The sequence below is a fragment of the Aquibaculum sediminis genome (genome assembly GCF_040712085.1).
Taxonomy (GTDB): domain Bacteria; phylum Pseudomonadota; class Alphaproteobacteria; order Kiloniellales; family DSM-21159; genus Aquibaculum; species Aquibaculum sediminis.
This window is the reverse complement of the sequence record NZ_JBFCVK010000002.1, coordinates 288,734-309,560: the sequence shown is the minus strand read 5'-3', so window position 1 is coordinate 309,560 and position 20,827 is coordinate 288,734. Positions and strand designations below refer to the sequence as shown.

Annotated in this window: 22 protein-coding genes; 4 read left to right on the top strand and 18 right to left on the bottom strand. The window is 68.0% G+C overall.

Features of this window, described 5'->3' with window-relative positions; translation table 11 throughout:
• Window positions 1-90: 90 nt before the first annotated feature.
• Together ABZ720_RS04155 and ABZ720_RS04150 are read left to right on the top strand one after the other, a co-directional pair.
• Complete coding sequence (locus tag ABZ720_RS04155) at window positions 91-2,658, top strand: helicase-related protein (protein WP_366554108.1); 2,568 nt, start codon at window positions 91-93, stop codon at window positions 2,656-2,658.
• Between the two features lie 7 nt (window positions 2,659-2,665).
• Window positions 2,666-3,058 (top strand): RNA-binding S4 domain-containing protein, encoded by a 393-nt coding sequence (locus ABZ720_RS04150; RefSeq protein ID WP_366554106.1) that lies wholly within the window; start codon window positions 2,666-2,668, stop codon window positions 3,056-3,058.
• Window positions 3,059-3,067: 9 nt separating this feature from the next.
• On the opposite strand, the gene ABZ720_RS04145 is transcribed toward ABZ720_RS04150, so the two are convergent.
• Together ABZ720_RS04145 and ubiA are read right to left on the bottom strand one after the other, a co-directional pair.
• Entirely contained in the window at window positions 3,068-3,718 is a 651-nt protein-coding gene (locus ABZ720_RS04145) for a class I SAM-dependent methyltransferase (RefSeq protein WP_366554104.1), read from the bottom strand.
• Window positions 3,715-4,653 (bottom strand): 4-hydroxybenzoate octaprenyltransferase, encoded by a 939-nt coding sequence (ubiA, locus tag ABZ720_RS04140; RefSeq protein WP_366554102.1) that lies wholly within the window; start codon window positions 4,651-4,653, stop codon window positions 3,715-3,717. Before ubiA ends, ABZ720_RS04145 begins: the two co-directional genes overlap by 4 nt.
• 79 nt (window positions 4,654-4,732) lie before the next feature.
• Here ubiA and ABZ720_RS04135 point away from each other — a divergent pair, with 79 nt between their 5' ends.
• Window positions 4,733-5,482, top strand: coding sequence for a 16S rRNA (uracil(1498)-N(3))-methyltransferase (locus tag ABZ720_RS04135; RefSeq protein ID WP_366554100.1), 750 nt, complete (start codon window positions 4,733-4,735; stop codon window positions 5,480-5,482).
• Between the two features lie 90 nt (window positions 5,483-5,572).
• Here ABZ720_RS04135 and ABZ720_RS04130 read toward each other — a convergent pair whose 3' ends face one another.
• The 9 genes from ABZ720_RS04130 to ABZ720_RS04090 all read right to left on the bottom strand — a co-directional run bounded on the left by ABZ720_RS04130 (window position 5,573) and on the right by ABZ720_RS04090 (window position 13,612).
• Window positions 5,573-6,055, bottom strand: a complete 483-nt coding sequence (locus tag ABZ720_RS04130) for a F0F1 ATP synthase subunit B family protein (protein ID WP_366554098.1) — start codon at window positions 6,053-6,055, stop codon at window positions 5,573-5,575.
• Complete coding sequence (locus tag ABZ720_RS04125; RefSeq protein WP_366554096.1) at window positions 6,055-6,630, bottom strand: F0F1 ATP synthase subunit B family protein; 576 nt, start codon at window positions 6,628-6,630, stop codon at window positions 6,055-6,057. The genes ABZ720_RS04130 and ABZ720_RS04125 overlap by 1 nt, the downstream gene beginning before the upstream one ends.
• A 97-nt stretch (window positions 6,631-6,727) precedes the next feature.
• Entirely contained in the window at window positions 6,728-6,952 is a 225-nt protein-coding gene (locus tag ABZ720_RS04120) for a F0F1 ATP synthase subunit C (protein WP_275823928.1), read from the bottom strand.
• A gap of 75 nt (window positions 6,953-7,027) precedes the next feature.
• Window positions 7,028-7,780, bottom strand: coding sequence for a F0F1 ATP synthase subunit A (locus tag ABZ720_RS04115; RefSeq protein ID WP_366554094.1), 753 nt, complete (start codon window positions 7,778-7,780; stop codon window positions 7,028-7,030).
• A gap of 22 nt (window positions 7,781-7,802) precedes the next feature.
• Entirely contained in the window at window positions 7,803-8,153 is a 351-nt protein-coding gene (locus ABZ720_RS04110) for an AtpZ/AtpI family protein (protein WP_366554092.1), read from the bottom strand.
• A 158-nt stretch (window positions 8,154-8,311) separates the two neighbouring features.
• Window positions 8,312-11,776 (bottom strand): chromosome segregation protein SMC, encoded by a 3,465-nt coding sequence (smc, locus tag ABZ720_RS04105; RefSeq protein ID WP_366554090.1) that lies wholly within the window; start codon window positions 11,774-11,776, stop codon window positions 8,312-8,314.
• A 76-nt stretch (window positions 11,777-11,852) separates the two neighbouring features.
• Window positions 11,853-12,467, bottom strand: a complete 615-nt coding sequence (locus ABZ720_RS04100; protein WP_366554088.1) for a DsbA family protein — start codon at window positions 12,465-12,467, stop codon at window positions 11,853-11,855.
• Between the two features lie 114 nt (window positions 12,468-12,581).
• Window positions 12,582-13,148 carry a DUF721 domain-containing protein gene (locus ABZ720_RS04095; protein ID WP_366554086.1) on the bottom strand — a complete coding sequence of 189 codons (567 nt, stop codon included), beginning with the start codon at window positions 13,146-13,148 and terminating at the stop codon, window positions 12,582-12,584.
• On the bottom strand, window positions 13,145-13,612 hold the full coding sequence (locus ABZ720_RS04090) for a hypothetical protein (protein WP_366554084.1): 468 nt from the start codon (window positions 13,610-13,612) through the stop codon (window positions 13,145-13,147). The genes ABZ720_RS04095 and ABZ720_RS04090 overlap by 4 nt, the downstream gene beginning before the upstream one ends.
• A 26-nt stretch (window positions 13,613-13,638) precedes the next feature.
• Here ABZ720_RS04090 and mutY point away from each other — a divergent pair, with 26 nt between their 5' ends.
• The gene (gene mutY / locus ABZ720_RS04085; RefSeq protein ID WP_366554082.1) at window positions 13,639-14,745 is read left to right on the top strand and encodes an A/G-specific adenine glycosylase; all 1,107 of its coding nucleotides are present in this window, start codon (window positions 13,639-13,641) and stop codon (window positions 14,743-14,745) included.
• Between the two features lie 8 nt (window positions 14,746-14,753).
• Here mutY and ABZ720_RS04080 read toward each other — a convergent pair whose 3' ends face one another.
• The 7 genes from ABZ720_RS04080 to ABZ720_RS04050 all read right to left on the bottom strand — a co-directional run bounded on the left by ABZ720_RS04080 (window position 14,754) and on the right by ABZ720_RS04050 (window position 20,811).
• A complete protein-coding gene (locus ABZ720_RS04080; protein ID WP_366554080.1) occupies window positions 14,754-15,704 on the bottom strand; it encodes a cation diffusion facilitator family transporter in 951 nt (316 codons plus the stop codon).
• Window positions 15,705-15,803: 99 nt separating this feature from the next.
• Window positions 15,804-16,463 (bottom strand): PAS domain-containing protein, encoded by a 660-nt coding sequence (locus ABZ720_RS04075; protein WP_366554078.1) that lies wholly within the window; start codon window positions 16,461-16,463, stop codon window positions 15,804-15,806.
• Window positions 16,464-16,771: 308 nt separating this feature from the next.
• Window positions 16,772-17,125: a c-type cytochrome gene (locus tag ABZ720_RS04070; protein ID WP_366554076.1), complete on the bottom strand. Its 354-nt coding sequence runs from the start codon at window positions 17,123-17,125 to the stop codon at window positions 16,772-16,774.
• 56 nt (window positions 17,126-17,181) lie between these two features.
• Entirely contained in the window at window positions 17,182-17,949 is a 768-nt protein-coding gene (locus tag ABZ720_RS04065) for an ABC transporter ATP-binding protein (protein ID WP_366554428.1), read from the bottom strand.
• A gap of 11 nt (window positions 17,950-17,960) precedes the next feature.
• Window positions 17,961-18,833 carry an ABC transporter ATP-binding protein gene (locus ABZ720_RS04060; RefSeq protein WP_366554074.1) on the bottom strand — a complete coding sequence of 291 codons (873 nt, stop codon included), beginning with the start codon at window positions 18,831-18,833 and terminating at the stop codon, window positions 17,961-17,963.
• Complete coding sequence (nikC, locus tag ABZ720_RS04055) at window positions 18,833-19,753, bottom strand: nickel transporter permease (RefSeq protein WP_366554072.1); 921 nt, start codon at window positions 19,751-19,753, stop codon at window positions 18,833-18,835. The genes ABZ720_RS04060 and nikC overlap by 1 nt, the downstream gene beginning before the upstream one ends.
• Window positions 19,750-20,811, bottom strand: coding sequence for an ABC transporter permease (locus ABZ720_RS04050; RefSeq protein WP_366554070.1), 1,062 nt, complete (start codon window positions 20,809-20,811; stop codon window positions 19,750-19,752). Before ABZ720_RS04050 ends, nikC begins: the two co-directional genes overlap by 4 nt.
• Between the last annotated feature and the right edge of the window lie 16 nt (window positions 20,812-20,827).

Below are 20,827 nucleotides of genomic sequence, written 5' to 3'. Positions count from 1 at the left end.
CAAAGGCGGCGCGCCCTGCAAGTCTCCAATAACGCACCGGTGCCGGCTCCGCCCTTGCACCGGCACCCTTGGCGGACGATCTTCACGGCTATGCAGGCCAGCTCTCGCGACCGGGTCGTTGCCGTCCTCGGTCCGACCAATACCGGCAAGACGCACTTCGCCATCGAGCGCATGCTCGGGCACAGCAGTGGCATCATCGGCTTTCCCCTGCGGCTGCTGGCGCGGGAGAACTACGACCGGGTGGTGAAGCTGAAGGGCGCTCGCCAGGTGGCGCTGATCACCGGCGAGGAGAAGATCGTTCCGCCCAGTGCGCGCTATTTCCTCTGCACCGTGGAATCCATGCCGCTGGACCGCCCGGCCTCCTTCCTTGCCGTGGACGAGATCCAGCTCGCTGCCGATCCGGAGCGCGGGCACGTCTTCACGGACCGCCTGCTGCACGCCCGAGGGCATCAGGAAACCCTCTTCCTGGGTGCCGACACCATCCGGCCGCTCCTGACAAAGCTTGTTCCGGGAGTGGAGATCATCACCCGGCCGCGCTTTTCCAAGCTGAGCTATGCCGGCACCCGCAAGGTCACCCGCTTGCCGCCACGCTCGGCCGTGGTCGCCTTCTCGGCAGCCGAGGTCTACGCCATGGCGGAACTGGTGCGACGGCAACGCGGCGGCACCGCGGTGGTGCTGGGCGCCCTCTCGCCGCGTACCCGCAATGCCCAGGTGGCCATGTTCGAAAGCGGAGAGGTCGACTACCTGGTGGCCACCGACGCCATCGGCATGGGCCTCAACCTCGGGCTCGACCACGTCGCCTTCGCGCGCCTATCCAAGTTCGACGGGCACAGCATGCGCCGCCTCTCGGCACCGGAGGTGGCCCAGATCGCCGGGCGCGCCGGACGCCACATGAGCGACGGCACCTTCGGCACCACGGCGGAACTCGGCCCCATGTCGGAGGAGCTGATCGAGGCGGTCGAGGACCACCGTTTCCAACCGCTCACCGCCCTCTATTGGCGCGCCAGCCGCCTGGAGTTCCGCAGCCCGCAAGAGCTGCTGCGCAGCCTGGAGGCACGCTCGCCGGATCCGGCGCTGATCCGGGTGCGTCCGCCCGAGGACCAGCAGGCCTTGGCCGCGCTCGCCCAGGATGCGGACATCGCGGCCATGGCCGCAAACCCCGGCAGCGTACGGCTGCTCTGGGATGTCTGCCAGGTTCCGGACTTCCAGAAGTCGCTCACCGACCAACACCTGCGGCTGCTCAAGCAGATCTTCCGACACCTGCGCGGCAGCGCGGAGCGGCTGCCAGAAGACTGGGTGGCGCAGCAGATCGGCCGGATCGACCGGGTCGACGGCGACATCGACGCCCTGGTGGCGCGCATCGCCCAGATCCGAACCTGGACCTTCATCACCCACCGCGGCGACTGGCTCGAGGACGCCGGAGGCTGGCGCGACCACACGCGCGCCATCGAGGACCGGCTCTCGGATGCCCTGCACGAGCGGCTGACCCAGCGCTTCGTCGACCGGCGCACCGCCACCCTGGTCCGCCGGCTGAAGACCGGCGAGGCCCTGCTGGCTGCGGTCCGGCGCAATGGCGAGGTGGTGGTCGAAGGCGAGGACGTGGGCCGGCTGGAGGGCTTCCACTTCCGCCTGGATCGCACGATCAGGGAGGAGGATGCCCGCCCCGTACTCGCCGCCACGCGCCGGGCCCTGCAAAGCGAGATTCCTCACCGCATCGCCTTGCTGGAGGCGGACGATGACGGCGCCTTTCGCCTCGACTCCACGGGCCGCCTGCTCTGGCGCGAAGCGCCCATCGGACAACTGGTCGCCGGCGAAACGCCGCTCACCCCGAAGATCAGGGTGGAGGACAGCGAGTTTCTTGACGGCGCGGCGCGCGAGCGCGTGCGCCTGCGCACCGAGGCCTGGCTCACTCGCTTCCTGCGCAACCGCATCGGCTCGCTCTACGCTCTCGAGGAGGCGCCACTGCAGGGCGCGGCGCGCGGTCTCGCCTTTCAGTTGGCCGAATCGCTGGGAAGCCTGCCGCGTGCCAGCGTCACCGCGCAGCTCGACCTGCTCACCAAGGCAGAGCGTCGGATGCTCGCCGAGCTGAAGGTGCGCATCGGCGCCGAAAGCCTCTATCTCGCCGACCAGCTCAAACTGGAGGCCATTCGCCTGCGCGCGCTGCTCTGGTCTGTGCACAAGGGCGCGCCGCTGCCAAGCCTGCCCGCTGCGGATGAGCCGCCGGTGTTGGAGGGCGACGCGGCCAGCGACGAAAGCCTCTGCCGGGCGCTCGGCTTCCGGCGCCTGCGCGGCCGCGGCAAGGCCCAGGCCCTGCGCGTCGACCGCCTGGAGCGACTGGGTCAGGCTGCGCACCGGCGCCTCGCACAAGCCGAGCGCCACGCCGGCTTCCCCGTGGACGACCAGCTGCTCAAAGTCGTCGAGGGCGACAGCGACCTGCTGCGCGCCGCCCTGGCGACGCTCGGCTTTCGCAGCGAGCAGAAAAACGAGGAATTGCGCTTTCACCGTCAGCGCCGGCGTGTCCCCTCTCAGGCGACCGGCCCTGCGGAACAGAAGCGCGGAGGTCCCCGGCGCAAGAAGCCGTCAGCCAGCGAGAACAGGCAGGTGGCGTCCGACTCGCCCTTCGCCGTGCTGCAAACCCTCAAACGCGCCCGGTCCTGATAGCGCGATGAGCAGCGGCGACGGCGACTTCCTGCGTCTCGACAAGTGGCTGGTCTTCGCGCGCTTCTGCAAGACTCGCAGCGTGGCTGGCACCCTGGTGGAATCCGCACAGCTGCGCATCGCCGGCAGCGTCGTCAGCAAGCCGCACTACAAGCTGCGCGTCGGCGAGGTACTCACCTTTCCCCAGGGCGACTACGTGCGGGTGATCAAGGTCCTGGCGCTGCCGGCCCGGCGCGGTCCGGCGAGCGAAGCGCAGGCCTGCTACGAGGATCTCCATCCAACGGCCGACCAGGTGCCCCTGCCGCGTGGTCGAAAGGCAAAGGCGGGTGAGCGCGAGCCCGGCAGCGGCCGCCCCACCAAACGCGACAGGCGCGAGATCGAGCGCTTCAAGGGCGGGTGAGTTGGGCGCCTATGCCGGTTCCACGCGCCAGACCGTGGCATTGCGCAGGTCGCTGTCCTCGATGGCCTTGGTGGTGGGGACGGCATAGTGTGCCACGCGGGCGAGGCCCGAGCGTGGCGTGTAGGTGCGCTGGGGATCGCCCAGGTAGACCGCTGCGCCGCGCGCGGCCAGGCTCTGCAACCAGCGAAAGGCCTGCTCCGCCAGCGGCTGCTCGTAGCAGATGTCGCCCGCCAGCACGATTTCCCAGTCACCCGCCTCATCCAGCGGGTCGCGGTCGAGCAACGCGAGTTGCACGCCATTGAGCTCGGCGTTTAGGCGGATGGCGGCCAGGGCAAAGGGATCGATGTCGCAGGCCGTCACCTCAGAAGCGCCGGCCATCGCCGCTGCGATCGCCACAAGGCCGCTGCCGGATCCGAAATCGAACACCCGCTTGCCGCGCACTTCCTCCGGATGATCCAGAATCCAGCGCGCGAGCGCTTGGCCACCGGCCCAGGCAAAGGCCCAGTAGGGCGGCGGCAGCCCCATGCGTTCCAGTTCATCCTCGCTGGCCTGCCACAGTGGCAGAGCTTCGCTGGCCAGATACAGGGCGATCTCGGGGACGAGCGCCGGGCGCTCGGGCAGTGTATTGCGTCGGACGAAAGCCGCCGCGTCCTTCGTCACGCCCCGAGGACCGGTGAGGCGGCCAGAAGCCCTGCCAGGAACAGCCAGCCGACGAAGCGGTTGCTGCGAAAGCGCAGCAGGCAGTTGGCCGGGTCGTCGATGTCCAGGCTGCCGACCTGCCAAGCAAAGTGTGCCGCCACCGCTGCGAGTCCGAGATAGGCCGGCCAGGGCGCACCCGCGAGCCAGCAGGCGGCGGTGAAGAATGTCAGCGCCATGAGGTAGAAGGCAGCCGTCCAGGGCCGGGTCCGCTCTTCCAGCCAGAGCGCACTCGACTTAACGCCAATCAGCGCGTCGTCGTCCTTGTCCTGATGGGCGTAGATCGTGTCGTAGCCCAGGGTCCAGAAGAAGCCGCCGGCATAGAGCAGCAGCGCGGGCCAGGCCAGGGAATCGGTCACCGCCGCCCAGCCCATCAGCGCACCCCAGTTGAAGGTAAGACCCAGCCAGGCCTGGGGCCACCAGGTGATGCGCTTCATCAGGGGATAGGGGAAGACGAGCGCCAGAGAAGCCACCCCGAGCCAGATCGCTGTTGGCGTCAGCTGCAGAAGAATGAGCAAGCCGAGGCCGAGCAGTGCCGCCAGGAAGATTACAGCCTGAAGCACGGAGATCTCGCCCGAGGGTATCGGGCGCGTGGCGGTGCGCGCCACCCGGCCGTCAAAATCCCTGTCCAGGATGTCGTTCACCGTGCAGCCAGCCGCGCGCATGATCACTGCCCCCAGCGCGAAGAGCAGATAGAGCGCAGGGTCCGGGCTGCGGCCGCTGGCCAGTTCCGCCAGCGCGATCGCCCAGAGGCAGGGCGAAAGCAGCAGCCAGGTGCCGATGGGACGGTCCAGGCGCGCCAATCGAATGTAGGGGCCTGCACGGCGCGGCGAGAGCGCGTGCAGCAGGTCGTCGGCGCGAATATCGCTCAATGCGCGGCGGCGTGTCGTCTTGCTCATGGGCCGCAGTCTGTCTGCAGCGCCGCCGCGGCTCAAGCGGGACTTGACCGACAAAGGGGCGAGAGGCCCTATGCCGGCCATGACTGCAGTGAAACCGGCCACACGCCTCTATATCGAAGACGATCTGAGCGAAGGAAGGGACATCCTTCTCTCGAAGCCCCAGGCGCACCTCCTCAAGACGGTGCTGCGTCTGGATGCGGGTGCGGCGGTCCTGCTGTTCAATAGCCGCGATGGGGAATGGCTGGCCGTCATCGAAGAACTGGACAAGAAGCGCGGCAAGCTGCAGCTGGAGCGGCAGACCCGGGCGCAAACGACGGAACCGGACATCTGGCTGGCCTTCGCGCCGATCAAGTCGTCGAGGATCGACTGGCTGGCTGAAAAGGCAAGCGAGCTGGGTGCGACGCGGCTGCTGCCGGTCATGACGCGCCGCACGGTGGTCGACCGCGTGAACTGCGAGCGCCTGCAGGCCAACGCACGCGAGGCAGCCGAACAGTGCGAGCGCTTGAACCTGCCTCTTGTGGAAGCGCCCTGCTCCCTCACTGAGATTCTGGCGCGATGGCCGGCCGAGCGCCCCTTATTGCTGGCCGACGAGGGCGGCAGCGGTTCCGCCCTGCCGACCGCGCTGAAGAGCATCTCCCCGCCCCTGGGCCTTCTGGTCGGGCCGGAAGGCGGCTTCACGCCGGAGGAGCGCGAGATGCTGCTGCAAAGCCCGGTGGTCACGCCCGTCTCGCTGGGTCCGCGCATCCTGCGTGCCGAGACCGCGGCGCTGGCTGTCCTGGCGGTGGTTCAGGCCCTGGTCGGCGACGGCGCGCAGCCACCGCGCCAGTGACACAGGCTGTCGCCTGGCCGGAGCCGGAAATGAAAAAGGCACCAAACCCTGGGCGGGTGGTGCCTTTCTCCAAAGACCGTGCCGATAAAGTCAGTTCAGCTTGCGGCCGACCTCGCTGATAGAGCTGTCGGTCAGCGCTGTCTGGCGCGATTCGTCGAGGTTGCTGGCAATCAACCGGCCAGCCGCAGCAACCGCCAATTCGGCTGCCTGCTGACGCAGCTGCGCTTCGGCGTTCTTGCGCGCCTGGGCAATCTTGTCCATCGCCAGCTGTTCACGCCGGCGAATGGTTCCCTCGATGTCGTGCTCGGCGGCGTCGCGCAGGGACTTGGCTTCAGAGCGCGCCGCTTCGACGATCTCCTCGGCATCCTTGAGGGCTTCGCGCTGGCGACGCTTGTGGTCGGCCAGCATCTTCTGCGCCTCTTCCCGCAGGGCCTGGGCTTCTTCCAGTTCCTTGCGAATCCGCTCGGAACGGGCGTCCAGCTTCGCCAGCGTCGGTGTCAGACCCATCCTCACTGCAATGATCAGGAAGATGATGAGGGACACCGTGATCCAGAAGTATTCGCTACCGAACATCAGCGGCGACCCTCCATCACGTCATCGACGGCAGCACGCGCAGCGCTTTCGGCCGGCGTCACGTCGATGAGTTTCTGTGTCACGGCCTGGGCTGCGCCCGTGGCCATGCCGGCGAGGTCACCTGTTGCCCGCGCCATGGCTTCCTCAATCTCGGCCTCTTCGCGACGATTGCGTTCGGCCTGCTCACGCGCCACGACATCGAGCCGTTGTGCGGTGTCAGCCTTGATCTCGTCGCTGGTGGCCTTGAGGATCGCACCGGCCTCGCCGCGCGCTGTTCCCAGCGCCTTCTCGTAGGCCTGCATCACCTCTTCCGCCTCAGCGCGCAGCCGTTCGGCCCGGCCAAGGTCGTCGTCGATCTTCTCGCGGCGCCCTTCCACCACCTGTCCCAGGCGCGGCAGCACCTTCTTGGACATGATGTAGTAGAGCGCGGCAAAGGTGACGATCAGCCAGAAGATCTGGCTGACATAGGTGTCGGACTGGGTGAGCTGCGGCAGCCCACCTTCCGCGGCGCCGGCCGGCCCGGTGGCGAGTGCCACGGCAGCGACCGCCAGCGTTATGGTCGTTATGCGCGCCATTTCCCTGGTCACCGCCTCGTAAAGTTTCGGCGTTCTGGCGGAAAAGCGGCGGTCGGGCTTACGATCGGCAAGCCCGAACCGCACCGCTCGACCTGACTCAGCCGAAGAGAACGAGGAGGGCGACAACCAGCGAGAAAATCGCGATGGCTTCCGTCACGGCAAAGCCGATCCAGATGTTTGCGCCGATCTCGTCCTTCGCCGCCGGGTTGCGGGCAATGGCCGCAAAGTAGTTGGACCAGACGTTACCGACACCCACGCCGGCACCGATCATGCCGAGGGTGGCCAGGCCGGCACCGATCATCTTCGCAGCTTCGAGCTCCATTTTTCCGCTCCTGAGGTTTGGTCGTCGAGTTGATGAAGAACCGATGGTTGGGAACGAAGGCGAACCTGCCCTCGCTTAGTGAAGGTGGATTGCGTCGTGCAGATAGACGCAGGTCAGAATGGTGAAGATGTAGGCCTGCAGCACCGCAACCAGGAACTCCAGGGCGGTGATGCCCACCAGAGCCGCCAGCGGCACCACGCCCGCAATGCCCATCAGCAGGGTAAAGCCGGCAAAGACCTTCAGCAGGATGTGCCCGGCCATCATGTTGGCGAAGAGACGCATCGACAGGCTGATCGGGCGCGAGAGATAGGAGATGATCTCGATCGGCACCAGAATAACTGCCGTCCACAGCGGCGCGCCGTGCGGGAAGAAAAGGCGCAGATAGCCGGCCCCGTGGCGCACAAAGCCAATGACGGTCACGGCGAGGAAGATCACCATCGCCATGAAGAAGGTCACCACCAGATGGCTGGTGAAGGTGAAGGACGTGGGGATCATGCCCAGCAGGTTGCCGAAGAGCACGAAGAGGAACAGCGAGAAGATGAAGGGGAAGTAGACCCGGCCTTCGCTGCCCACGTTCTGGCGCACCATGCCAGCGATCATTTCGTAGAGGATCTCGGCACAGGACTGCAGGCGCCCCGGCACGAGCGAACGCCCGCGGGTCGCCATCATCATGAAGGCAGTGATCGCCGCCACCGAGATCACCATCCACAGCGCGGAATTGGTGAAAGAGAGATCGAGACCGCCGATATTCACCGTCACCAGCCGCTGAATCTCGAACTGGTGCAGGGGATCGACCGGAAAACTGCCGTCTTGCGCGCCCTGTGCCACGTCCGCTCTAACCCCTCGTCAGTCATGACCCGGCATCATGCCGGGTCTTCTCCTTGCGTTCCTTGGCCTGGCGTTCCAGTTCCCGGCCCGTGCGGATCACGTTCATGAACGCCGCCGCGCACCCCAGGATCAGGAAGAGGATCATCAGCCAGGGCTTGGTGCCCAGCCAGGAATCCAGAACCAGACCCACTCCTACCCCAACGCCTACGGCCGCGACAATCTCTGTCGCCATCCGCATGCCCACGCCGATGCCGCTGGGCACACCACCCCGACCGCTGTCGCCGCGCTGTCTCTGACGCGGCCGCCGGGCCTGGGCAGCCTTCAGCTTGGCATCGAGCGCTTCGAAGGGAGACGGCTTTTCGGGCTTGGACATGACCTTGACGCTCCTAACGGAACGGCCACCGACAAACGGCAACACCCGACCCCCGCCTCCAACTCGTCAGCGCCGGAAGGCGGGCGAACCTTACGGAGGGCCCCCTATCGCGTCAAGGCCGAATGGTGCAGCGCGTAAAGCGGCAGAAAAGCAAGATTCTAGGCCGTTTCGCGCAGGGCTGTGGCACCCTCCAGGTCGACCGAAACGAGCTGACTGATACCCCGTTCGGCCATGGTGACACCGAACAAACGGTCAACCCGCGCCATGGTCAGGCGATGGTGGGTGACGATCAGGAAGCGGGTCGAAAGCGCCGCCGCCAGTTCCTCCACGAGATCGCAGAAACGATCCACGTTGGAATCGTCCAGCGGCGCATCCACCTCGTCCAGGACACAGACCGGCGCCGGGTTGACCAGGAAAACGGCGAACAGCAATGCAAGCGCCGTCAGGGCCTGCTCCCCACCCGAGAGCAGCGAGAGCACCTGCAGTTTCTTGCCCGGCGGACTGGCCATGATCTCCAGCCCCGCCGCCAGCGGATCCTCGGCCTCGGTCAGCTTGAGATGCGCATGGCCGCCGCCGAAAAGGCGCACGAAGAGCTCCGAGAAGCGGGCATCCACCTTCTCGAAGGCCTCGAGCAGGCGCTGCCGGCCCTCGCGGTTGAGTCCGGCGATGCCCTGGCGCAGCCGGGCGATGGCGGCAACCAAGTCCTCGCGCTCCCGGGTCATGGCGTCGATGCGCTCGGCCAGCTCTTCGGCTTCCTGCTCCGCGCGCAGATTAACCGGTCCGATCCGCTCGCGCTCCTGCTGCAGGCGCTCGAGTTGGCGCTGCACCTCTCCGCGCTCGGGCAGCGGCTGATCCGGCATGATCTCGGCCAAACCTCCCAGCTCGCTCATACCGACCTGGAACTTCTCGAGCACCCGCTCCGCCAGCGTCCCCATGGTCTGGGCGGCCTGAGCGACACCGGCTTCCGCCCGCACCCGGGTTTCCCGGGCCTCGGCCAGGTGCTGCTCCATCTCCCGCGCCGCCCGCGTCGCCTCGGACTGACCCGACTCTGCTTCCGCCAGTTCGGCCGCCGCGGCACGCCGGGCGGACTCGCTGGTTTCGATCTGCTGCTCCAGGGCCGCTTCCTGCGCCGCGATCTCTGCCGGCCGCTGGGCCAGGGCCGTCAGTTCCGATTCGGCTGCAGCACCGCGCGCCTCCAGATCGCGGCCATGGGCCGCGCCCTCCGACAGCCGCTTGTCCCAGGAGACCTTCTCCCGGGCGATGGCCTCCAGGCGTTCCGCGCGGGCTTCGCTCTCGCGCAGGAGGCGACGTAGATCCGACTCCGCCTCGGCCAGAGCGCTGCGGCGCTCGCTCAGTCTGGCCTTGCGGTCGGCGACCTCGGCGCGCGTTGCAGCCGTATCCGGCAGGGCCGCGATTTCGGCCTCCACCTCCGCCAGGCTGCGCGCGTTGTCCTGCCGATCGCTTTCGAGATTGGCCGCCTGCTCTTCCAGCGCGGCCAGGCGCGAGGCCTCGGCGGCCGCGCGCTGTTCCAGGCGGGCGGCCTGGGTCTGGGCCTCGGAGACCCGGGCGAAGGCCTGGCGCTGCGCCTCGCGGGCCTGCTTCTCCGCCGTATCTGCCGCCTGCACCTCCTGTTGCAGCTCCTCCCAGGCTGCAGCCGCCGCTTGCCGGCGCGCCTCGGCCTCGCCGCGCAGTGCGTCCAGTTCACTCAGGCGATTGCGCTGCTCCAGGCGCTGTGCCGCTGCAGTCGGCGCGCCGGCCGCTGCGGTGAATCCGTCCCAGCGCCAGAGTCCACCATCGCGGCTCACCAGCCTTTGCCCCGGCAGCAGCGCCTCCTGCAGGTCGGCCGCGGGCGCATCGTCTTCGAGCACGCCGATCTGCTGCAGTCGCCGCTGCAGCGCCGTCGGTGCTTGCACCAGTTCCGCCATGCAGCGGCAGCCGGACGGCAGGGGCGCTATGTCCTCGTAAGGGGCGAGCGCCCGCCAGTGCAGCGGCGCCTCTTCCGCCAAGGGCGCTTCCAGATCCTCGCCCAGGGCCGCCGCCAGGGCCGCTTCCCAACCCGGCGCGACGCTCAGCGAATCCAGCAGCGCTGGGTGCGCCGAACCTTCGCCGCGATCGAGAAAGGCGGCTATGGCCTTGCGTTCGGCGTCCAGGCGAGTGACTTCCTCTTCCGCCGCGCGCAGGGCGGCGCGGCGTTCGCCCTGGCGCTCGCTCAGAGTCGCCAAGGCGGCTTCGGCGGCCTCGACCGCATGCCTCTGCGTCTCCTGCTCCTGCTGCGCGGTTTCCAGGGCGGCCCGGGCCTGCGGCAAGGCCGTACGGTCGCTCCGATCGGCCTGCAACTTCGCCAGCTCGGCGCCCGCCTCGCTTTTGCGACGCTCCAGGCGGGCCAGGCCGTCGCGCAGTTCCTGCCCGCGCCTGGCAAGCGCTGTCCGGCGCGCCTCGTTGGCAGCAAGCTGCTGGGACAGGGCGGCCAGCGCCTCTTCCTCCTCTGCCGCCGCCAGAGCCCGGGCATCGCGCTGCGACTCCGCCGCTTCACGCTCCCCGGCCTCGGTGGTCACCGCCGCCTCCAGCTGCTGACGCTCCGCTTCCAGGCGCTTGAGCGCTTCTTCGGCATCGCGGCTGAGCGCCTGGGCGCGGGCCAGGTCGCCGCTGAGCTGCTGCAGGCGCTGCTCCGCCGCACTGCGCGCCTCGGCCACCTGCTTTGCTTCCCGGCGCAGCGATTCGCGTTCCAGCGTGACGCGCTGGAGGGCAGCGGCAGCCTCCGCATCACGCTGTCGCAAGGGCGCAAGCGCTTCCTGCGCCTCCTGGGCAACGCGCGCCGCTTCGGCCGCGCGCGTCGTGAAGCCGGCGACCACCCGCTCGGCCTCCTGCAGCGCCGCCGCTGCGCGCTTTTCCGCTTCGCGCCCCTCGAGCATGTCGAGATAGAGCAGCAGCGCCTCCTGGCGACGCAGGGCCTGGGCGACGTTGCGATAGCGGGTGGCTTGACGCGCCTGTCGCCGGAGCTGGGCCAGTTGACCCTCCAGCGTGCCGATCACGTCCTCCAGCCGCTCCAGATTGGTCTCGGCAGCGCGCAAACGCAGTTCGGCCTCGTGGCGGCGCGAGTGCAGGCCGGTGATGCCGGCCGCTTCCTCGAGCAGATGCCGCCGGTCACCCGGACGCGCGTTGATCAACGCGCCGACGCGCCCCTGGCTGACGATGGCGGTGGATTGCGCCCCGCTGGCAGCATCGGCGAAGAGAAGCTGGACGTCGCGCGCCCGCACCTCCCGGCCGTTGATGCGGTAGAGGGAGCCGCGATCACGCTCGATGCGCCGGGAGATTTCCAGGAGGTCCTGATCGTTAAAGGCCACCGGGGCCAGGCGGTCCGCATTGTCGAGGGTGATTGTGACTTCCGCCAGGGAACGCGCCGGTCGCGTGGCCGTGCCGCCGAAGATCACGTCCTCCATCTCGCCGCCGCGCAAACGCTTGGCCGAGGTTTCCCCCATCACCCAGCGCAGCGCTTCGACGAGATTGGACTTGCCGCAACCATTGGGACCGACGATTGCCGTCGTCCCCGGCTCGATCAGAAGTTCGGTCGGCTCGACAAAGGATTTGAAGCCCGAGAGGCGAAGTTTGACGAACTGAACCACCGACGACTCGGTCCCCTGCGGCTAATGAAGCGCAGCCACCAGGATGGGCCGGTCGAGGATCCGCTCGCCCTCGTCCTCAGGCCGCGTCCAGGACCCGCGCGAAACTCTCGTAATCGCCGACGCCCTCGACCTTCTCACCGTTGGCGAAGAAGGTCGGCGTCGAATTGACTCCGAACTCGTCACGGGCTTCCACGAAGCCCTCAAGGATGGCGTTCATGCCGGGCTCGTCCTCCACCGCGGCGTTGAAGCGCTCCTGGCTGAGGCCGGCAAGCTGCGCATGGCGGGCAAGCGCCTCCAGCGGATCCTGAGCCTGCGACCACTGCGCCTGGGTTTCGAAGAGCACCTCGATGAAAGCGAAGAACGCCCGATCAGTGGGCATGGCATTGGCCACCATCGCCGCCCGCAGCGCCAGACCATCGAGCGGGAAGTGGCGATAGGCCAGCTTGGCCCGTCCCTCCTCGATCCACTCCGACTTCACTTCCGGCAGGATTTCCCGGTGAAAGCGCGCACAGTGCGGGCAGGTGAGCGAGGAGTATTCGATGATGGTCACCGGCGCTTCCGACTCGCCCAGCACCCGATCTCCCTCGCGCAGGGCCACATCCTGCGCCGCCGCCGGTCGGATCAGCCCGCCCAACATCGGCGGCAGCACCGCCACGGCGGGAAGGCCCTTCAGTATCTGCCTGCGATTCATCTTTCACCTACCATATCTTGTGAATACTAGGGGGAGCCGACGCGCTCCTCAAGCCTTTCGGACGGGCCCGGGAAAAGCCATGACAGCCCAGCGGGGCGGAAATGTGGCGACGCCTCACTTCCCGCCTTTGCTCCCGACCGCCGTGCCGAGCCGCTCCAGTGCCTCACGCAGCCCCGGATCGTCAATCGCCGAGAGTCGTCGGTTGAGCCCGGCGGCCCGCGCCGGCGGCAGCGGTGCCGGAACCTGAAGCGGCGGGCGTGCTGCCTTGCGGCGCACCGGACCCTGCTTCAGTCGCAGCCGCGCCACCAGGGCGTAGCCGAAGTACATGTTGACCCGCTCGGCCAACAGATCGCCACTGTGCTGCAGGTCGAGCGCCATGGCGGGATCAACCCGCAGATGCAGGGTCGCATTGCGCTTCTCTTCGCGGGTGGGGAACGCCAGCTTGAGCGGCTGGGTGTAGGCGGCGACCTCCGGTCCGACGATGGCCTCCCAGTCCAGCAGCAGCGATGCTTCCGCCTTGGCGAAGCCCCGCAGGGCCGGCCGGGTCAGGCGGGGAACGAAGCGGGCAAGCGCACTGGGGCCGCGCGCACGCCGGTCCCTGCTCTGCCCCTCCGTACCCTGGCCATCCCTACCCTGGCCACCCCTGTCTTGCCTATCATCGCCCTGCCGGCCACCGCTCATAGCGCCTCGCGCTCCAGGATGTCGCCACTGTAGGTGTCCAGGCGCAGGCGCCAGCGCTGCCCCTCGGCATCCTCGGCCTCGGCCTCAAAGGCGCCGCGGCGCCACTGCAACCCCGTGATCTCCGAGTAGCCAGCGTCGCGCAGCAGGCTGCGCACCTGACTGTTCTGCAGCGCCGATCCTCGGCTTTCCGGCACGGCGAACTCCTGCCCGCTTACGCCGTCCACCCAGATCTGGCGGCCGTCCTCCAGGCGCACCTGGAACATCCCTCCTTCGCGCCGGAGCTCGGCCACCGCATAGCCGGCCTCGCTCAAGCGCGACTCCAGTTCGGCCTCGCTGAGCAACAGTGCCTCGCCTTGATCACCCTTCTGCTGGAAGGGCAGCAGCAGGCCGGCCACCAGCACTGCCAGGGCAATGGCCGCACCGCCCAGTACCAGGAGGCGAAGAATAAGAGTGTTGCGGTTCATGACGCCTTCCAAGATGGTCCCCGGCCATGGAAGAGTCCATAACGACCGCCCGCGCAAGCAGCGAAGTGCCGCAGCCCGATCCTGCAGCCCTGCGCCATCGGTTGCTGCAGTGGTACGATCGCCATGCCCGGCGCCTTCCCTGGCGCGCGCTGCCGGGAGAGGTGGCCGATCCCTACCATGTCTGGCTGTCGGAAATCATGCTGCAGCAGACCACGGTGGTCGCGGCCGCGCCCTACTTCGAAGCCTTCCTGGCACGCTGGCCGCAGGTCGAGGATCTTGCGGCGGCGCCGCTGGACGAGGTGCTGACCGCCTGGGCGGGGCTGGGCTACTACGCCCGGGCGCGCAACCTGCACAAGTGCGCCCAAAGCCTGGTCGCAGAGCATGGGGGCCGCTTCCCGCAGGAAGAGGCTGCCTTGCAGGCGCTGCCGGGCATCGGCGCCTACACCGCAGCCGCCGTCGCCGCCATTGCCTTCGACCGGCCCGCCGCCCCCGTCGACGGCAATTGGGAGCGGGTCATCGCCCGGCTCTTTGCCATCGAAACGCCCTTGCCGGCCGCAAAGACCGAGATCCGCGACGCCGCCGCCACGCTGGTTGCCCCGCAGCGGCCGGGAGACTTCGCCCAGGCGATGATGGACCTGGGCGCCACGCTGTGCCTGCCGGGACGCCCCAAATGCCTGCTCTGTCCCTTGGCAGAGGACTGTGCCGCCTACGCCGTGAACCGCGAGAGGGAGTTGCCGGCCCGCGCGCCCAAGGCCGCCAAGCCGACCCGCCGCGGCATCGCCTTCTGGACCATCGACGCGCAGGGACGGCTGTTGCTGCGCCGGCGACCGGAAAAGGGGCTGTTGGGCGGCATGATGGAGGTGCCCTCCACCGAGTGGCGCGGCGATCACTGGAGCGAAGCCGAGGCGCTGCCCCAGGCTCCCTTCCCTGCCGATTGGCGCGCACTGCCCGGCCAGGTGCGCCACACCTTCACGCACTTCCATCTGGAACTGGAGGTCTGGGCCGCGCGCGTCGAATCGAGCGCCACCCCAGCCTCTGGCAGCCTCTGGGCCGAGCCCGACGAACTGGACAAGCAGGCCCTGCCCAGCGTCATGCGCAAAGTCATCAGCCACGCGCTCAAGCAGGGCGGCTGACGTGGTTTTCAGAACTCTGTCGTAACGCCGGCCAGACGCGGCAGCAGGGTGACGCGGGCGTTGGGAACGGCCTGTCGGATCTGGGCGGTGAGTGCGCTTCGCAATCGTTCCACCTCGGCCATGGTACGCTCGGGCCGAAACTCCAGCTCGATCTCGATGAAGACGTCGGCGCCGGCCCGCCGGGTGCGCAGCGGGCCGAGGCCGTCGTAGTCGTCGAAATGCTGCGCCAGGGCCTGGGTGACCGGCATCTGCACCTCCTCGCCGCAGGCCGCGTCCAGCAACTCACTCAAGGCCCGGCGCAGGATCTGCAGGGCCCAGAACCCCATAGAGAGCGCGATGATCAGGCTGGCGACCGGATCGATGTAGGGACCGACGGCGGTGCCGGAGAAAAGCAGTGCGCCCGCCAAGGCCAAGAGCATCACCAGATTCGAGGTCAGCTTGTCGATGAAGAGCACGATCTGGGAGCGCACCACCGGGCTCTCGTCGCTGCGCGCCTGACGCCAGTAGCGCAGCAACAGCCAGAAATTAATCGCGCCCGAGACCGCATTGGCCAGGATGCCGATGGCGACGCCGCTGCCCTGCAGTTCCGTCTCGCCGCCTTGCATGCGCCCCAAAGCGAGGGCCACCACCACGAAGAGGGAGACCAGCATGAAGCCCCCCACGGCAGCACTTGTCAGGCTTTCGATCTTGCCGACGCCAAACTCGAGTCGCGCGCCGCGGCTTTGCAGGGCCAGGCGCGCCACCCACCAGACGACCAGAACCGTGGCGAAATCCAGCAGGCTGAGCAGCAGGTCAGCAACCAGCGATATGGAATTGGAAAGCAGGACCGCAACCACAACCGCAAGGAGGTTGGGTATGGCAGCCAGCAGGGCAAAGCGGGCGGTGCGTTCCCGACTGATCTTCCTGGCAGCAATGCCCCCTGCACTCGCCTGCGCCGCCCTTGCGTCCCGACCGCTCATCCGCTGCCCGTACTGCCGTTCCTCCCCTTCTGCTTAAGACGGCATCGGGGGATGTGCAACGACCCGGGACTGGAGCACAGCCAGGTGCGGCGATCGGACCTATTTCGCCACGGGGGAGTCTACGAGGAAGCTTTGCAGACGGCGGCCGGCTTCGGCATCGGACACGCGCCCGACTGCTCGCCGCTGTCTGGTTGCTTCTGAGGCCTGCCAGGCGGCGATGTCGCCGGGCTGCTGCGGTTCAGGCGGCAGGCCATGGCCCAGATCGAGGAAGTCACGCTCGACCACGCCTTCGTGAACTTCGATCAGGTTGCTCGCGTTGTCGGTCAAGGTGCGGTCGAGATCGGTGCTCTGAAAGATCAACTGGTCGACACGACCATCGCGGCCGCGAAAAGGAAAACCCACGGCCTGATTATGCAAGGCAATGCCGCCGCGAGTCTGGGAACGGACGACGACGCGCATGCCGCAGGGCCAGTTCAGCATCAGTCGGAAACACTGCACCACCGCCGGCCGGCGCCATTCGGGCACGAAATCGAGGTAGTTGCCGCCGGTTACCTCATAGCCATAGCGACGCACCTCCTCGGTACCCGCCAGACGGAAGCGCACGACCTCGGGGCTTTCCAGTTGGAGGATCACCAGCGACTGGATGATGCCGCGCAGCTGCGACACATCGAAGTCCTTGCGATCCGCAATGCCATCGCGTTTCGGCAACCTCTGCCAGTAGTCGGCAAAGAGGCGCGCCTGCCCCGTCAGGTCTGCCATGCCCCGTTCCCTAAAATTATGGTTAAGTTGCTTCTAACCCCGGATGGGAGTCGCTCGCAAGGGGCAAGATGGCGCTGGCGCGAACCGGTCATTGCACGCCGCTGACCCCGCTATGCGGTGACCGAGCTGCGAGGAACCGCTCTCCAAACCCCGTCATCGCGAGGAGGCGAAGCCGACGCGGCGATCCAGGGCTGCAGCCTGTGGCCCTGGACTGCCGCGCTCCCGCTGGTCGCTCGCAGTGACAGCGGTTTGGGCCTTGTCTGGTTAGGGGCCCCAAATGACAGAAGAAAGCACGGCAGCGCCTCGGCTCACTCTTCCAGGCTTTCCAGATAGCGGATGAAAGCCTCGACCTCGCCCGGCTCAAGGACGAACTCGGGCATGGCGGGGTGGCCGACGGCGATGCCTTCGGCCAGGGACTCGGCCAGATGGGCCACGGGATAGCGGTGATGCAAATCACGAAAGGCCGGTGCTTTCGGCAAGGGGCTGCTGTCCTGCTCCTCGACAGCGTGACAGCCGGAGCAATGGGCCTGCGCCAGTTCGCGCCCCATTTCCACCTGACCCATCTGCTCGCTGCCGAGGCCCGCCAGCGCCGCTCCGCCCCATGGCAGTGTGGCGGCGAGTGCGAGGGCACAGCCTGCCCAAACTGTCTTTCGATGCGGCATCCGTACCTCCCTGCGCGACTCCGTGGCTTCAGCTTACCGCTTGCACTCGCCCGCTGTCAGGCCTCTTCGGCGGATTGCGCGATGATCTCGCCGCTGCTGGCGGCGATCAGGTCGCGGGTGTAGTCGGTGGCAGCATTGCCGCTGCGCAGATCCTCGACAGAAAGCTGCTCCACCAGTCGCCCGCCCTGCATCACCGCAATGCGGCTGCAGAGATGCGCCACCACCGCCAGGTCGTGGCTGACCAGCAGGTAGGTCAGCCCGCGCTCGCGCCGCAGCCGTGCCAGGAGGTTCAGGATTTCCGCCTGCACCGAGACATCCAGGGCCGAGGTCGGCTCATCCAGCAGCAGCACCCGCGGCTCCAGGATCAGGGCCCGGGCAATGGCCACCCGCTGCCGCTGACCGCCGGAAAGCTGATGGGGAAAGCGGAAGCGGAAGGCCGGGTCGAGGCCCACAGCCTCCAGCGCGCGCCGCACCCGCTCCCGCCGCTCCCCGATGCCGTGGATTGCCAGCGGCTCGCTCAAGGTCGCATCGATGGTGAAGCGCGGATGCAGGGAGCCATAGGGGTCCTGAAAGACCATCTGCACCCGGCGGAAAAAGTCGCGGCGCGGGCGTTTGGGCAAGGGCGCGCCGGCAAGGTCCGCCCGCCCCTGCCACTGCTGCTGCAGGCCGCAGAGCACACGCAGCACGGTGGACTTGCCGCTGCCCGATTCGCCGACCAGCCCGTAGCTCTCGCCTTCGTTCACCAGGAAGCTGACGCCGTCGACGGCGCGCACGCTGTCGCGCCCTTCGCCGAAGTGGACGGCCAGGTCGTCCACCTCGATCATGGGAGAGGCGCTCACCGGAGCACCTCCTCGCCGAAGCGATAGACAGGGCCGTCGAGCCAGGCGGGATCACGCTCCAGCGTGGCGAGCTCGCTCACTGGCTGTTCGAGTCGCGGCAAGGAGGCGAGCAGTCCGCGGCTGTAGGGATGGCGGCAGGCGTGAAGATTGCGGGCCTCGATTTCCTCCACCACCCGGCCGGCGTAGAGGATCAGCACCCGGTCGCAGAAGCCGGCCACGAGGTTGAGGTCGTGGCTGATCAGGATCAGCCCCATGCCCCGGCGGCTGACCAGATCATCCAGGATGGCGAGAATCTGCCGCCTGACCGTGACGTCCAGCGCCGAGGTCGGCTCGTCGGCGATCAGAAGCCGAGGATCGGCGATCAGCATCATGGCGATCATTGCCCGCTGACCCATGCCGCCGGACAGCTCATGCGGATAGGCGCGGTAGACCCGTTCCGGGTCGCGGATCTGCACCGCCTCCAGGATGTCCAGCACCTTGCGATAGAGCTCCCGGCCGCGGCCGCCGGCGCTGTGCACCCGCAAGGTCTCGGCGATCTGATCGCCCACTGGCAGCACCGGGTTGAGCGAGTAGCGCGGGTCCTGCATCACCATGGTGATGTGACGCCCGCGCAGGTTTCGCAGCACCCGCGGCGAAAGGCCAAGGAGATCCTGCCCTTCGAACGCCAGCCTGTCGGCGGTGACCCGGGCGCTGTCCGGCAGCAGGCGCAGGATGGCGCGGCCGATGGTGGACTTGCCCGAACCCGATTCGCCGACGATCCCCAGCTTCTCCCGCCCCAGCGAGAAGGAGACACCGCGCACCGCCGGCACCTCGCCGCGCGGCCCGCGAAAGGCGACCTGCAGATTGTCGACGTCGAGCAGCGCCGCCATCACCCACCCCGCCGCTTGGGATCGAGCAGGTCGCGCAGACCGTCGCCCAGGAGATTGAAGCCGAGGCTAACGAGGCAGATGGCAAGTCCGGGGATCGTCGCCACCCACCACTGGTCCAGCAGATAGGCGCGCCCGGTAGAGATCATAGCGCCCCACTCCGGCGCCGGGGGCTGGGCGCCGAGGCCAAGGAAGCCCAGCCCGGCCGCGGTGAGGATGATGCCCGCCATGTCCAGGGTCACCCGCACGATCACCGAGGGCAGGCAGAGCGGCATGACGTGTCGCCCGATGATCCGGAAGGCTCCCGCGCCCTGAATACGGACCGCGGCGATGAAGTCGGAGCGCCGCAGCGTGAGCGTTTCCGCCCGCGCCACGCGGGCATAGGCCGGCCAGGCGGTGATGGCGATGGCGATCACCGCATTGTCGATGCCCGGCCCCAGCGCCGCCACGAAGGCAAGGGCGAGAATCAACCGGGGGAAGGCCAGGAAGATGTCGGTCAAACGCATCAGCACTGCGTCGACCCAGCCGCCAAAGTAGCCGGCCACAGTGCCCACCAGCAGGCCGATGGGAGCGGCAATCACCACCACCAGCGAGACGATGTAGAGCGTGATGCGCGCGCCGTGGATGATGCGGCTGAGGATGTCCCGACCCAGCTCGTCCGTGCCCAGCCAGTGCGCCGCGCCGGGCGGCTGCAGTCGCAGGCGCAGGTTCTGCACGTTGGGTTCATAGGGACTGATCCAGGGCGCAAAGGCCGCCACCAGTACCAGCAGCAGGATCAGGGCAAGCCCCAGCATCGCCAGGCGATTGCGCTGGAAGGCGTTCCAGGACAGCCAGGCCTGGCCGAGGCGCGCCTGCAAGGCCGATTGCGGCCGCTCGGAGAGCAGCCAGGCGCGCCAGCCTGCGGTGGAGAGGGTTTCGCTCATCGTGCGCGCGGGTCCACCAGCCGGTAGAGCAGGTCGCTCAGGAGATTGACGCCGACGAAGACCAGTCCGACGACGATGGTCGCACCCAGCACCGCAGCCATGTCGGCCGCCAGCAGCGCGTTGGTGAGATAGCGGCCCAGCCCGGGCCAGGCAAAGACCGTCTCGGTCAGCACCGAACCCTCCAGCAGGCTGGCGTAGGAGAGTGCGACCACGGTGATCAGCGGCACCAGGATGTTGCGCAGGGCATGGACCCAGATCACCCGCGCCTCGCTGACCCCCTTCACCCGAGCGGTGGTGATGTACTCCTGATTGAGCTGTTCCAGCATCAGGCTGCGCGTCATGCGGCTGATGTAGGCGAGCGAGAAATAGCCCAGCAGAGCCGCCGGCAGCACGATGTGATGCAGCGCGTTGCGGAAGACGTCCCACTCCCCGGCGATCGCCGCATCGAAGAGGATCACGCCGGTCACGGTGGGCGCGATACCCTCGTGGAAGAAGTCGAGGCGCCCGCTGCCCCCGACCCATCCGAGCTTGGCATAGAACACCAGCAGCCCGACCAGTCCGAGCCAGAAGATCGGCACCGAATAGCCGACCAGTCCGATGACGCGCACCAGTTGGTCGGGCCAGCGGTCGCGATGCACCGCCGCCACCACTCCCATGGGCACGCCGAAGAGCACGCCGATCAGGATGCCCAGCGTGGCGAGTTCCAGGGTGGCGGGGAAGACCCGAGCAATGTCCTCCAGCACCGGACGGCCGGTCAGCACCGAGGTGCCAAAGTCGCCGCGCAGCACCTGGCCGACGTAGATGAAGAACTGCTGCCAGAGCGGCAGGTTGAGGCCCAGCTCCTCGCGCACCCGCTCATAGACGTGCGCCGGCGCCCGGTCGCCAACGATGGCCAGGGCCGGATCGATGGGGATGATCCGGCCGATCACGAAGGTGATGCACAACAGGCCGAGGAAGGTCAGCGCGAGGGAAGCCAGCAGGCCGCCCACGGAGCGGATGCGCCGCGTCAGTCGCGTGCCCAGCAAACGTGGGGGCGCGGCAAGACTCCGCTCCGTCATGGCGCGGCCCCCGAGC

Excerpts from the sequence above, each read along its gene's own strand:
- ABZ720_RS04135 (WP_366554100.1), top strand. The coding sequence starts at position 4,733 with ATGACTGCAGTGAAACCGGCCACACGCCTCTATATCGAAGACGATCTG.
- ABZ720_RS04070 (WP_366554076.1), bottom strand. The coding sequence starts at position 17,125 with ATGCCGCATCGAAAGACAGTTTGGGCAGGCTGTGCCCTCGCACTCGCC.
- ABZ720_RS04060 (WP_366554074.1), bottom strand. The coding sequence starts at position 18,833 with ATGGCGGCGCTGCTCGACGTCGACAATCTGCAGGTCGCCTTTCGCGGG.
- ABZ720_RS04110 (WP_366554092.1), bottom strand. The coding sequence starts at position 8,153 with ATGTCCAAGCCCGAAAAGCCGTCTCCCTTCGAAGCGCTCGATGCCAAG.
- ABZ720_RS04150 (WP_366554106.1), top strand. The coding sequence starts at position 2,666 with ATGAGCAGCGGCGACGGCGACTTCCTGCGTCTCGACAAGTGGCTGGTC.
- ABZ720_RS04090 (WP_366554084.1), bottom strand. The coding sequence starts at position 13,612 with ATGAACCGCAACACTCTTATTCTTCGCCTCCTGGTACTGGGCGGTGCG.
- nikC (WP_366554072.1), bottom strand. The coding sequence starts at position 19,753 with ATGAGCGAAACCCTCTCCACCGCAGGCTGGCGCGCCTGGCTGCTCTCC.
- ABZ720_RS04095 (WP_366554086.1), bottom strand. The coding sequence starts at position 13,148 with ATGAGCGGTGGCCGGCAGGGCGATGATAGGCAAGACAGGGGTGGCCAG.
- ABZ720_RS04065 (WP_366554428.1), bottom strand. The coding sequence starts at position 17,949 with ATGATCGAGGTGGACGACCTGGCCGTCCACTTCGGCGAAGGGCGCGAC.
- mutY (WP_366554082.1), top strand. The coding sequence starts at position 13,639 with ATGGAAGAGTCCATAACGACCGCCCGCGCAAGCAGCGAAGTGCCGCAG.
- ABZ720_RS04050 (WP_366554070.1), bottom strand. The coding sequence starts at position 20,811 with ATGACGGAGCGGAGTCTTGCCGCGCCCCCACGTTTGCTGGGCACGCGA.
- ABZ720_RS04080 (WP_366554080.1), bottom strand. The coding sequence starts at position 15,704 with ATGAGCGGTCGGGACGCAAGGGCGGCGCAGGCGAGTGCAGGGGGCATT.
- ubiA (WP_366554102.1), bottom strand. The coding sequence starts at position 4,653 with ATGAGCAAGACGACACGCCGCCGCGCATTGAGCGATATTCGCGCCGAC.
- ABZ720_RS04120 (WP_275823928.1), bottom strand. The coding sequence starts at position 6,952 with ATGGAGCTCGAAGCTGCGAAGATGATCGGTGCCGGCCTGGCCACCCTC.
- ABZ720_RS04100 (WP_366554088.1), bottom strand. The coding sequence starts at position 12,467 with ATGAATCGCAGGCAGATACTGAAGGGCCTTCCCGCCGTGGCGGTGCTG.
- ABZ720_RS04125 (WP_366554096.1), bottom strand. The coding sequence starts at position 6,630 with ATGGCGCGCATAACGACCATAACGCTGGCGGTCGCTGCCGTGGCACTC.
- ABZ720_RS04130 (WP_366554098.1), bottom strand. The coding sequence starts at position 6,055 with ATGTTCGGTAGCGAATACTTCTGGATCACGGTGTCCCTCATCATCTTC.
- ABZ720_RS04155 (WP_366554108.1), top strand. The coding sequence starts at position 91 with ATGCAGGCCAGCTCTCGCGACCGGGTCGTTGCCGTCCTCGGTCCGACC.
- ABZ720_RS04075 (WP_366554078.1), bottom strand. The coding sequence starts at position 16,463 with ATGGCAGACCTGACGGGGCAGGCGCGCCTCTTTGCCGACTACTGGCAG.